At 33.0% G+C, this 12,398-nt stretch carries 12 protein-coding genes; all 12 read left to right on the top strand.

All coding sequences use genetic code 11. The annotated features are described in order from the left end of the window. Positions 1-123 precede the first annotated feature (123 nt). The 12 genes from GILLI_RS05230 (at position 124) to GILLI_RS05175 (ending at position 12,350) form a co-directional block, all read left to right on the top strand. Complete coding sequence (locus tag GILLI_RS05230) at positions 124-1,248, top strand: glycosyltransferase family 4 protein (RefSeq protein ID WP_006988070.1); 1,125 nt, start codon at positions 124-126, stop codon at positions 1,246-1,248. Between the two features lie 4 nt (positions 1,249-1,252). After that, positions 1,253-2,080, top strand: a complete 828-nt coding sequence (locus GILLI_RS05225; protein ID WP_006988069.1) for a glycosyltransferase family 2 protein — start codon at positions 1,253-1,255, stop codon at positions 2,078-2,080. Positions 2,081-2,128: 48 nt separating this feature from the next. Next, positions 2,129-3,034, top strand: coding sequence for an alpha-1,2-fucosyltransferase (locus tag GILLI_RS05220; protein ID WP_006988068.1), 906 nt, complete (start codon positions 2,129-2,131; stop codon positions 3,032-3,034). A 27-nt stretch (positions 3,035-3,061) separates the two neighbouring features. Further along, positions 3,062-3,904 carry a glycosyltransferase family 2 protein gene (locus tag GILLI_RS05215; protein WP_006988067.1) on the top strand — a complete coding sequence of 281 codons (843 nt, stop codon included), beginning with the start codon at positions 3,062-3,064 and terminating at the stop codon, positions 3,902-3,904. Then, on the top strand, positions 3,901-4,830 hold the full coding sequence (locus tag GILLI_RS17615; protein ID WP_006988066.1) for a glycosyltransferase family 2 protein: 930 nt from the start codon (positions 3,901-3,903) through the stop codon (positions 4,828-4,830). Before GILLI_RS05215 ends, GILLI_RS17615 begins: the two co-directional genes overlap by 4 nt. Next, entirely contained in the window at positions 4,824-5,936 is a 1,113-nt protein-coding gene (wecB, locus tag GILLI_RS05205; RefSeq protein ID WP_040506446.1) for a non-hydrolyzing UDP-N-acetylglucosamine 2-epimerase, read from the top strand. Before GILLI_RS17615 ends, wecB begins: the two co-directional genes overlap by 7 nt. A 159-nt stretch (positions 5,937-6,095) precedes the next feature. Continuing rightward, positions 6,096-7,343: a glycosyltransferase family protein gene (locus GILLI_RS05200; RefSeq protein ID WP_006988064.1), complete on the top strand. Its 1,248-nt coding sequence runs from the start codon at positions 6,096-6,098 to the stop codon at positions 7,341-7,343. Positions 7,344-7,384: 41 nt separating this feature from the next. Further along, positions 7,385-8,350 carry a glycosyltransferase family 2 protein gene (locus GILLI_RS17610; protein ID WP_006988063.1) on the top strand — a complete coding sequence of 322 codons (966 nt, stop codon included), beginning with the start codon at positions 7,385-7,387 and terminating at the stop codon, positions 8,348-8,350. Between the two features lie 11 nt (positions 8,351-8,361). Then, positions 8,362-9,519: a glycosyltransferase family 4 protein gene (locus GILLI_RS05190; protein ID WP_156798647.1), complete on the top strand. Its 1,158-nt coding sequence runs from the start codon at positions 8,362-8,364 to the stop codon at positions 9,517-9,519. 3 nt (positions 9,520-9,522) lie between these two features. Continuing rightward, positions 9,523-10,470 (top strand): glycosyltransferase family 10 domain-containing protein, encoded by a 948-nt coding sequence (locus tag GILLI_RS05185; RefSeq protein WP_006988061.1) that lies wholly within the window; start codon positions 9,523-9,525, stop codon positions 10,468-10,470. Positions 10,471-10,480: 10 nt separating this feature from the next. Further along, positions 10,481-11,563, top strand: coding sequence for a glycosyltransferase family 2 protein (locus tag GILLI_RS05180; protein WP_006988060.1), 1,083 nt, complete (start codon positions 10,481-10,483; stop codon positions 11,561-11,563). A gap of 127 nt (positions 11,564-11,690) precedes the next feature. Further along, a complete protein-coding gene (locus tag GILLI_RS05175) occupies positions 11,691-12,350 on the top strand; it encodes an O-methyltransferase (protein ID WP_006988059.1) in 660 nt (219 codons plus the stop codon). Positions 12,351-12,398 lie beyond the last annotated feature (48 nt).

Below are 12,398 nucleotides of genomic sequence, written 5' to 3'. Positions count from 1 at the left end.
AGCTTGACTGTGATATGCAATTTATTGGTATTTTGAATTTCTGGAGAAATTATTATTATCTCTTTTTCCAAATGGATTCATTTTGAAATTACAAGCTTTATTTAAAAGTATACAAAATTTGAGATGAAACTATTAATAACTGCACCATTTCTATTAACTGTTGGAGGCACGGAAATTGAAACGCTAATAACAGCCCAAGAACTTGCCAACTCAGGAAGTTTTAAAAAAATTGAAATTTTTTGCCCCTATCATCTTGAATTAGGTAATTTTCAAGATCTGGCTGTTAATCCAAATATAAAATTTAAAACATATCCTGATTTTTTTAATAATTTATATATTAAAAAAATCAATGTTTTTTTTAGGCGTCTCTTTCATTTAAAAACTTCCTTTATAGAAAATTTATTTTGGTTTTTCCAGCGTTTAAGGGGATTTGATTACATTTATATTCTAACCTCTACAACTCAAAACTATTATATTCCAATTCTTAATAATTTTAACCCTAAAAATTGTTTGATAAAATATACTATAGTACATGAGGAGGGTATAGAGAGTTGGAAAAAAAAATATTTAAGAGCTCTCAAATGGAATATTGTAATGAGTAAAGGACATCAGTTTTATATTGCTAACATTCTAAAAAGTAATAATGTTATTGTACAGGATATTATAATTGCCAATGAAAAACGCTTATTAGAATGTCAATCAAATAGAATTTACACATTTGGTATGCTTTGCAGATTTTCTGAAGAGAAAAGAATTGAACATGCAATTTCCTTAATAAATAAACTGAAATTAAGCGGGTTAGATGCAACCCTTATAATACAAGGTGACGGTGATGAAAGATACTCTTACCGGTTAAAAGAGCTAATAAAGGATTATGGATTACAGGAATATATAACACTTATAAAAAAAAATATTTCTCCGGCCAATACGCATTTATTTTATAAAAATATTTCATTTTTTTTAATCACCTCACAGGCTGAAACTGGACCATTGACAGGATTAGAGTCAATGGCTGCTGGTGTGCCGGTATTGAGCTATAATGTGGGAGCCATGAAAGAAAGAATAGGTGAACATATACACTTAGTAGTAAATGATTTCGAGAATATGCTTAGAATGGCTGAAAGATTAATGAATTTAAGTGAAATAGAATATCAAAATCTTTCAAATTCACTAAGACAAACGTATATTTCCAATTGTTCCAATGCCCCGAAAATATCAACCCTTGAAAATCTATTTTTTCAACATTAATTGAATGAGCAAATTAGTTTCCATAATAATTCCCTGTTATAATGATGGGGATTATATTGAACAAGCGGTTCAATCTATTTTGGATCAATCCTATACCAATAAAGAAATTATAATAATTGATGATGGCTCCAATCATAAAACGAAAGCGGTTTTAAAAAAACTTACACAAAAAATTGATCTATTGATAACAATAGAAAATAAAGGCCCCAGTGTTGCCAGGAATAGGGGGGTAACAGAAGCAAAAGGAGAATTTATACTCACTTTGGATGCCGATGATTTTTTTGAACCAACTTTTATTCAAAAGGCAGTAAACATTTTAAATAGTTCCCCAAAAGTTGGGTTGGTAACTTGCCATGCCCATCTGTTCGATGAAAATGCAAATCAGGGTGAGATTATTTCCAGGGGTGGTGAGGCTAAAGATCTTTTATTTAGAAATGGAGCGCTTGCCAGTTCATTGTTCAGAAAAAAATCCTGGAGGGATGTTCAGGGATATGACGAAAAAATGTTGAATGGTTATGAGGATTGGGATTTCAATATTTCTATTGTGAAAGCAGGATGGAGTATTTATGTTATCGAAGAATATCTGTTCCATTACCGGCTAAAAGAAAAATCAAGAAACAGCACTGCAAATTTTTCCCATAAATATGATTTAATCGCCTATATCTATATAAAACATAAAGATATTTTCACCAATAATTATGAGGAGAATATTCGTAGTATTTTTTTAAGAATGGAGCAACTTGAGAAGGAAAAATTAAAACTTAAAAACACTTTCACATATAAGTTTGGAGACGCAGCTCTCCGGCCATTTAAATTTATTTTTAAAAAATAAATAACAAACAATAGGCTACCAGGCTATTAAGAGCATAACAAAGAAAGTATGTTTATTAGCAAAAATACTGTTATAATTAAACTTGTTGGAGGTTTGGGCAACCAAATGTTTCAGTTTGCAATAGCAAAAATTATTGCTGAGAAGGAAAAATCAGAAGTGTTAGTTGACATCACTTTTTATACTGAGCTTACCGAGAATACAAAGAAGTTTCCGAGACATTTTTCCTTAGGGATTTTTAATAGTTCATTCGCTATTGCGTCTAAAAAGGAAATTGATTATTTTACCAAGTTATCAAATTTTAATAAATTCAAAAAAAAGCTTGGATTGAATTACCCAACGATATTTCATGAGTCATCTTTTAATTTTAAAGCTCAAGTACTTGAATTAAAAGCCCCAATTTATTTGAACGGATATTTCCAGAGTTTTAGATATTTTTTGGGAAAAGAATATGTTATACGAAAAATCTTTAAATTTCCCGATGAGGCATTAGATAAAGATAACGATAATATAAAAAGAAAAATAATTGGTAAAACCTCTGTTTCTTTACATATTAGGCGCGGGGATTATGTGAACAACAAGAAAACACAACAGTTTCATGGTAACTGCACTATAGATTATTACCAAAGTGCTATTGCATATTTATCATCTAAGTTAACAGATTTTAACTTAATTTTCTTTTCCGACGACATACACTGGGTACGACAGCAGTTTAAAAACATATCGAATCAAAAGATTTACGTTTCCGGGAATTTGAATCACAATAGCTGGAAAGATATGTATTTAATGAGTTTATGTGATCATAATATAATAGCCAACAGCTCATTTAGTTGGTGGGGAGCTTGGCTTAATAAGAATCCCGAGAAAATAATTATAGCCCCAAAACGCTGGTTTGCTGATACGGAACAGGATAAAAATTCTATAGATTTAATACCTTCAGAGTGGTATCGCATTTAAAGAATTTCTTTTAAAACAGGATTTTTTATGAAAACAAAGCTTCCATTAATATCTATTGTCATTCCCTGTTTTAATGATCCTTACTATATTATAGAAAGTGTGCAATCCGCAATCGGGCAAACATATATAAACAAAGAAATAATAGTTGTTGACGATGGTTCCAATCTTGAAACTAAAAAAACTTTAGCTAGTTTAGAATCCAGGATTGATCTTTTAATAACTCAGGAGAATAAAGGACTGAGTTGCGCCAGAAATGAAGGAATTGAAAGGTCCAGGGGGGAGTTTATTTTAGTATTAGATTCAGATGATTCCTTCGATACTGAATTTTGTGAAAAAGCTGCTGAAGTCCTCTTAAGTTCTGAGGATATTAAAATAGTCACCTGTTATGCAAAGAGATTTGATGAAAGAGGATTAATTGATATTTTTAAACCAGTTGGGGGCACTATTAAAAACTTTTTATTTTTCAACGCTGCAATTGGAAATTCACTTTACAGAAAAAAAGATTGGAAACGTGTAAAAGGGTATGATGAAATGATGACTCAAGGATACGAGGATTGGGAATTTTACATAAGGCTTATGGCAGGTGGCGGGGAAGCTTATGTGATTAAGCAACCCCTGTTTCACTACCGGCAGAAAAAAGAATCTATGAGAATAGATGCAAATAAGATTAGGCACGATCTTCAAAAATATATTTATTCAAAGCATTCCATGCTGTATAAAGATCATTTTAATTTATTTATTGATCATCTCTTAAAAAGAATTGAAACGGAAGAAAAGGAAAAAATAAAAAACACCAAACGGTTAGAATTTAAAATTGGTCAGTTTATTTTAAAACCTTTGCGATATATAAAATCATTAATAAATAAATGACAGCCAAAGTAACTATCATCATGGCCACCTATAATAGAGCCCATTTTATTATAGAGAGTTTGCAATCAATACAACAACAAACCTTTACAGACTGGGAATGTTTAATTATTGATGACGGGGGTACTGACAATACTTTAGCAGTTATTACTCACATTTTAGAAAATGACAATCGATTCAAGTATTTAAAAAGTCCGGAAAATCATATAAAAGGCTTGCCAGGTTGCCGTAATTATGGTTTAGATCTAGCCAAAGGAGATTATATTATTTTCTTTGATGATGATGACATAGTACATCCTCAAAATTTAGAACTATGTGTGTTGGAATTGTCAAGAAATAAGATGTCTTTTTGCCGGTACCTGAGAGAGGTGTTTTTTGATGATTTTCACTATAATTTTGATTATTCAAAAAACTATACATCGTTCAATATTGATGCAAATGATTTGGAAAAAATGTTGAAAAATGAACTTCCTTTTAATTCTTGTGCAGTCATGTGGAAAAAGGAATGTTTTAGCAATCATCGGTTTGTAGAACATTTAATGTATGCCGAAGAATGGGAATTGTATTCCAGAATATTATCTGACGGATTTAAAGGTATTTCCATAGATAAATGCTTGTTTTATGGAAGGAAACATCCCAACTCCAATACAGGGGAATTCAATAGTAATGATCCGGTAAGAAGAGCTTCCAATTTAATGGCGATTCATTTGGTAATAGACAATTTATTTAAAAAGGGATTATTAACCTCAAATTTGGTGCAGTATTTTATAAGGTTAGGATTTTTCCTTAAAGAAATTTCAGTAATAGAAGATGTGCTTAAATGCTCGAATGCCGGAACATTAAAAAAAGTTAAGTATTTATGGGGTTATAAAATATATCCTGTTTTAAAGCCAATTTTTTATATGAAAGCTAAACTGAAGAAATCTTGAAAATCCTCATCTGTTTTGGCACCCGTCCAGAAGCCATAAAAATGGCACCGGTAATTCATGAGCTCAAAAAGCAAAAACTTGAATTTAAAGTTTGTGTTACCGCGCAACACCGGGAAATGCTGGATCAGGTATTGGATTTCTTCGAAATAGTACCAGAATATGATTTGGATCTAATGCAGCCAAACCAATCATTAAATCAACTTAGTTCGAATATTCTTAAGTATATAGATGAGATATTGGTAAAAGAAAAACCCAGTCTTGTTTTGGTGCAAGGAGACACTACAAGTGCTGCTATTGTCGCACTAGCGGCATTTCACCGCGGTATAAAAGTAGGACATGTAGAAGCAGGTTTACGTACCCATAACAAAATGGCGCCCTTTCCCGAGGAAGTTAATAGGCAACTTACAGCAAGGATAGCCGATTTTCATTTCGCTCCAACTTCAAATGCAAGTTTCAATTTATTACAAGAACTAATCCCCAGAGGGAATATTTATGTGACCGGGAATACTGTGGTTGACGCGTTGGAGTGGGCAATTAATAAATTGGAATCACAGACATTGAGTGAAGAAATTCAGAAAATAAAAGCCTTACTTAAGCCGAATAAAAAAATGATCCTTATCACAGGTCATCGAAGGGAAAATTTTGGGGAAGGACTTATTCAAATTTGTGAAGCTTTGAAGGAATTGTCAGAAAGGGAGAATGTAGAATTGATCTATCCGGTTCATTTAAATCCCAACGTAACAGGTCCTGTACAGGAATTGCTCAGTAACAAAAATAATATTCACCTTATTTCCCCGGTGACTTATCCTACCATGCTTTGGCTGATGCAGCAGTGCAGCCTTATTATCTCAGATTCCGGAGGAATTCAGGAAGAAGCGCCTACTTTTAAAAAACCGGTTTTGGTTACCAGGGAAGTTTCAGAACGGATGGAGGGAGTGGAAGCCGGATTTTCTTTTTTGGTAGGGACAGGTAAAAGTAAAATAGTGAAAGAGGCAACTCGGATCTTAAGCCATCCTCCGGATTTTTTAGGAATTGAGAATCCTTATGGAGACGGGAGGGCCGCATTTAGAATTGTTGAGCTTCTGAGGAATAGTATTGAGTATTGAAAAAAGCAGATAGTGGAAAATAGAATATAAAATATAGAAAAGAGAGAAAAGAAAAAAGACTTTAAAAGTTATGCTTACTTAGATTTCCTAAAATTGCATAGTTTTACAAACACTAAACACTAAACACTAAACACTAAACACTAAACACTAAACACCAATTTGCCTAACCAAAAGAAAATATTAGTTGTTGTTGAATCTATTGACGTGGATGATAGCAGTGGGTCAAAAGCAAACGTAGCCTTGATACAAAATTTACATAAGGCAGGCTTTAACGTATTGGTTTATCATTACACCCGGAGGGAAATTCAGCTACCTGTAATAACCTGTATGGCCATAAAGGAAAAACGGTGGAGTGTTTTATTTTTTCTGAGTAGGATGGAAAGATATATTCGCAGCTATTTTAAGATAAGCTTAAATAAATATATTGAACAACTCTTCGGATTTTCCTTTACATTTTTGAACGATAGTAACAGTATCACAGCATCGCTGAGGAAAATTAATATCGATAGTGTTGACTTGGTAATAACTTTGAGTAAAGCTGCCAGTTTTCGACCGCATCACGCACTATTAAAAATGCCGACTGCATGGCATAAAAAGTGGATGGCCTACATCCACGACCCTTATCCTTTAGCATATTATCCACGTCCCTACGATTGGGTGGAGCCCGGCCATGAACAAAAAAGAAAATTTTTTGTTCATGTGTCAAAAAAGGCAGCGTACATAGCCTATCCCAGTTTACTATTGGCAGAATGGATGGAGAGCTACTTTCCGTCTTTCAGAAATAAGCGTTTAATTATTCCGCACCAAATTGAAGAAAGAAAAAGCTCCATTGCCCTACCAGAATTTTTTGATAATTCCAAATTTAATATTGTACACGCAGGTGCTTTAATGGGACCCAGAAACCCTTTAGGTCTTTTGAAAGCGTTTGAATTATTTTTGGATAATAATCCTGAATCCAGGTTAAATGCACGACTCTTAATGATTGGGCACCCTTCTCAGTTTTCAAATAAATTTAAAGAAGTGATGACGGTGATACCACAATTTTATTCTAGTGAAGAAACTATCAGCTTTGATACGGTGTATAAAATTCAACAAAATGCTGCTGTAAATGTAATTTTGGAGGCTAAAGCGTCTATAAGTCCATTTCTTCCGGGTAAATTTCCGCACTGCGTGGCATCGAACAAACCGATTTTACTGTTAGGCCCTAATATTAGTGAATCCCATAGGTTATTGGGAAAGGAATACCTTTATTGGTCGGAAATATCAGATGTAGAAAATATTGAGAAAAAAATTGAGGCATTATATTACAATTGGAAGAAAGAAAAAGATATAAATCTAAATAGAAATGATTTAAAGAAATACCTGTCCGTTGAATATCTCAAGAATGCTATGCAAAAAATTTTATGAGCCATGAAAGAACGAACAGTAATTATAATAAGAATTAAGAATTGATTTCGCCATTAGTTTCAATAATTATTCCTACTTATAACAGGGCTCAGCTTGTTGAGGAAACCCTGGATTCAATTTTGCAACAAACATATCGCAATTGGGAATGTTTGGTGATTGACGACGACAGCACGGACAATACCGATGAGGTTGTTGAAAAATATATGTCAAAAGATTCACGGTTTAAATATTTTAAAAGTCCTAACCATAGACCTAAAGGAGGGAATACGGCAAGAAATATTGGATTTGAGAGAAGCCAAGGTGAATTTATTCATTGGTTTGATAGTGACGATTTAATGCACAAGGATAATTTAAGGCTTAAAGTCAATTACTTAATAAATAATAAAGACTGTGATTATTGTATTTGTAAAAAGGTGCAATTTTATGAAGAAGACCATAAATTCTATGATCAAAAAAAAGAAATACGATTAAAAATTACGGCGGATGTTTATGAAGAATATGTGCTCGGTAAAATTTCGATTTTAAATGTAGTGCCACTATGGCGAAAAAGTGCTTTGGAAAACAAGAAACTTTATGACGAAAAAATCCATCAATTACAAGACCTGGATTTTTTCTCAAGGATTATTTTTGAAAATAGGAATATTGGGATTATAGATATGGAGCTGATATATGTGCGAAGAGGTAATGAGTCGATTACCACTCATAAAAACAAACTACAAATAGAGATAAACTCTTTTGTTGAGGTTCATAAGAGAATTATAGATAGAACTCCAAACCATAGGGAAATCGTATTGCACTCTGTGAAGAACCTTTTGTGGGCAATGAGATGGAAAATGGCCGAAAGAAAATATGACGAAGCTCAAAAATGTATAGAGCTTAGTTTTGTTTATCTTCGAAATCTCTCTTTAAAAAACAGATTAGAACTTTTTAAGGTATTTGTCTTTTACTATGTTTTTAAAACCCTGAAAACAGGGGACACTAAATTTAAAAAACTCTTGAAAATTTAAAATTATTTACTTTGAAAATCCTAATGGTTTCAATGTTTTCTGCACATTTTTTTAACTGGTCCGAACAATTAAAAGATTCCGGACATGAAATTTATTGGCTGGATGTTTATGATTCCAACACGTATGTAAAAAAGATCGGGTTTATAAATCAAATAATTGGATGGCGAAATAAGCTTAATTATCCTGGCAGGTACTATCTAAAACGTAAACTGTCGAAAGTTTATAATTTTATTAACTTATTTAATCAACGAAAACTGGCAGATGTTTTTGAAGAAACATTATTGGAAATACAACCCGATGTGGTGCATAGTTTTGTTATGTATTCAGCTTGTGTACCTATTTTGGGAGTGATGAAAAAGTATTCACATATTAAATGGATTTATTCTGCTTGGGGGAACGACTTATATTATTATCAAAACATTCCGTCTTACTTAAAAGGTATTAAAGCAGTTCTTCCCAGAATCGATTATATGTTCGCCGACTGCAAAAGGGATTTTCATATAACAAGAAAGTATAGTTTCAAAGGAGAATATTTGGGGACCTTTCCCGGTGGAGGAGGATATGATTTTTCTTGTTATACCAAATTTTTAAATCCTTACTCTAACAGAAAAGTAATACTGATTAAAGGCTACCAACATAAATTTGGGAGGTGTAATAATATTTTAGAGGCTATTTCAAGTTTAAAAAAGGAACTATCTGCTTATGAAATTGTGGTTTTTGGAACTCATCAGTCAGTTTTTGATTTTGTAAGTGGTTCCAAAGAACTTCAAAATATGGAAAACCTAAAAATTATCGGTCAAATAAACCACAATGAAGTATTGAAATTGATGGGAGAATCTTTTATTTACATAGGAAATAGTATTTCAGACGGAATGCCCAATACCCTACTGGAAGCGATAATTATGGAAGTCTTTCCTATCCAATCAAATCCCGGTGGGGCAACAGCCGAAATCATTGAGCATGGTAAGAATGGTTTGTTGATTGAAGATCCTGAAGATGTTGAGGAAATTGTAAAGTTAATTTTAAAATCAATCGATAATCTACAACTAATGCAAGATGGAGTTTCGTATAATAATCAATTTATTAAACCAAGATTTGAAAGAGAAAAGGTGAAATGTCAAGTTTTAAAAAAATATAAACTTATTGAAGAAGAATTAAAAACCTTATAATACATGATAAAGCTTTTTCTTATTAGAAGTTTTGTGTACACCCCTTTTACACAGGAGGCAGATTTGAAATATTTAGAAAAAAATGGTTTAGGAATTACCGATAAGATTACAGAAGCAGATATTTTAATTTCTCAAAACTTTAAACATCTCAAACCCTTTATATGGAGATACTTGAAAACTAAAAATTATTTAGTTTGGACATTAGAACCTCGGTTTGATATCACTTTCAGTTCAAATCGTAAAATTTTAATGGGTCTTCACAACTGTTATTTTATGAATATTTATACACAAGATGTTTTCACATCTATCTTTACTTTTCATTCTAAAAACATTAAAAATAAGCTTAGTCTCCTTAATTCCGATTTTAAATTCAAACAAAAAAAAATTGTGGCATTAATGTCTTATTATAAAGGGATTGATAGTCCTCTATTAATGAGAGATAATAAAAATATAGATCTTATTAATTTAAGGTCTATACTAGCATTAGAGGGTAATAATCGTGGTGTGTTAGATGTATTTGGCAAGGGTTGGCCTAATAATATTTCTAAAGAAGATTCAAGATTAGGGAATTGGCCTAAAAGAAAAGAGGAGATTTTAAGGGGATACTCATTTAATTTATGTTTTGAAAATACTATAGCTTATAATTATGTGACAGAAAAAATATGGGATAGTATCGGGAATTATTGTCTTCCTATATATTATGGTGAAGGAACTAATATTTATTCTGTTTTTCCTGAGAATAGTTTTTTGGATTATTCAGAGTTTGATGACTCAGATAGTATGTTCCATTTTGTCGAGAATATTTCTAAAGAGGAATATACAGAAAGAATGAATAAATGTATTACTGTATATAATTCTATAAGCCAAAAAAACACTCACTTTGAAAGGGATGAAAAGAGAAAATCACTTGATAAAATCATTGAAAAATGCATTGCAATAGAGAAAAAATAAAGAAGTAAAAATGCTGTCTATTATTTATCCATATCGCAATCGGAATGTTGCCCGAGTAAAGGCTTCGCTAGTCAGCTTGCAAGAGCAAACACAACAAAATTTTGAGGTGGTATTCGTGGATTATGGCAGCGAGGAGAGCTATGCTCAGGAAGTAAAAATAATGGTTTCCGGGTTTGGTTTTGCAACCTATTACTATGTTGGTAATCCCGGTTTGTTATGGAATAAGAGCAAGGCATTGAATTATGGTATTCTCAAGGTTACCACGGCTTATGTATTTTTTACCGATGTAGATGTGGTTTTTCACCCTAGTCTTACAGCTGTTATGCAGCAACTCGCCACACCGGTCGGGTTTTATTTGTTCACAATAGGCTATTTACCAAAGGAAATTAACACAAAAGAAGCAGGGCAGTTCTCTTTTGAACAACGCAAACCTACGCATACCGGCGATACCTTCGGTATAGGTTTGTTTCCATTAGAAGCTTTGCAAAAAGTAGAGGGTCTGGATACCTTTTTTCATTTTTACGGATCTGAAGATGCCGATTTGAATGCGCGATTGCAACAAGCCGGCTATGCCTTAAAATACCATAAACCGCTTTTGATAAAGCATCTTTGGCATCCCCGGTATCCGGTTAAAAAAGACAACCAACTCACGGTACTGCCGCGATTAACAAATGTGCAACGCATCAATCAGCGACATTTTTTGCGCAACAGGGAAAAAGGAGTAATAAAACCAAGTCGGCAGGACACCATGGGAAAGGTAATAAGTAAGGAGGAAAGTGATCTTTTGCAAAAACCAACAAAAATAGTTAAGGTCAATAATATTCTATCTCATGTAGAACATTTTTTAGGGGAAGAATTGCCTTCATATACTGGAGAAATAATCAAGGTCGAATTTGTTGAAGATCCATATTTTCATACTTTAAAACATAAGCTTAAAAAATTACTTGGAAAACAGACGCAGCCATATTGTTCGTTAAAGGAAGTTAATGATAGGATGCTTAAAGAAATTGTCTTTAATTACAGGGATGCTAATTATTCCTTTGAAATCTCGGAGAATTTAAAGTCGATCATCTTTTGTATTAGGATGGAGTGAAGAAGTGACGCTGTGATGAAGTGATGAAGTGAAGAAGTCACGCTGTGATGCTGTGATGAAGTAATTGGTTGCTACAGCTACACCTCTCAATGACGAAAGGGAAACAGAAACATAAAGAAATGTTTAAATGAAAAAAAACGAACAACTATCTAATTTGTATCGATTTTTTTGTGAGGCAGAAGGGAGTCAGCATATTGCGAGTGAATATGCGTTTGATAAAATTAACGGGTTGGTGAAAAAATTCCAGGTAAAAGGAATTCTGGAGGTAGGATTGGGAATAGGAAGTATATCCGGAATACTATTGGCATTGAACAGGAATAAACCTGATCTTGATTATGTCGGTACAGAAGAAAATGATTTTTGTTTAAATGCCTTGGCTGGAAATTTAAAGGAAGATTATAGCCGGTTGAGAATATATTCAGATTTAATCGAAATACCTGCCAATAAGGAATTTGACCTTATTATTATAGACGGGAAAGATCAAAACCTTCAGGCAGTAAAGGCTTTGATTTCCAAAAATGGGATACTGGTCATAGAGGGAGATCGAATGCAACAGCAGAATTCGCTTCAGCAACTTTTCCCCGATCATAAATATACGCACTCAATCAGTTTGAAGAAGAACAAGGAATATAGCCCTTTTCCTGCTGAAAATTGGCAGGGAGGTATAAAGATCATTTTTGTTAATCCTACAATGAAACAATTGTTTTGGTGGTTTAAGGAAAAGTATTTTACTAAAATAAAATATCAATATCCGGGGAGATATATGGGAGGAGATGTAACTAAGTGACATTGTGATGAAGTGATGGTGTGATGAAGTAGTTGCCACGGCTTCGCC

It is taken from the genome of Gillisia limnaea DSM 15749, from assembly GCF_000243235.1.
Classification (GTDB): domain Bacteria; phylum Bacteroidota; class Bacteroidia; order Flavobacteriales; family Flavobacteriaceae; genus Gillisia; species Gillisia limnaea.
Note: the sequence above shows the minus strand (reverse complement) of the source record. Positions and strands in the feature narration are given on the sequence as shown.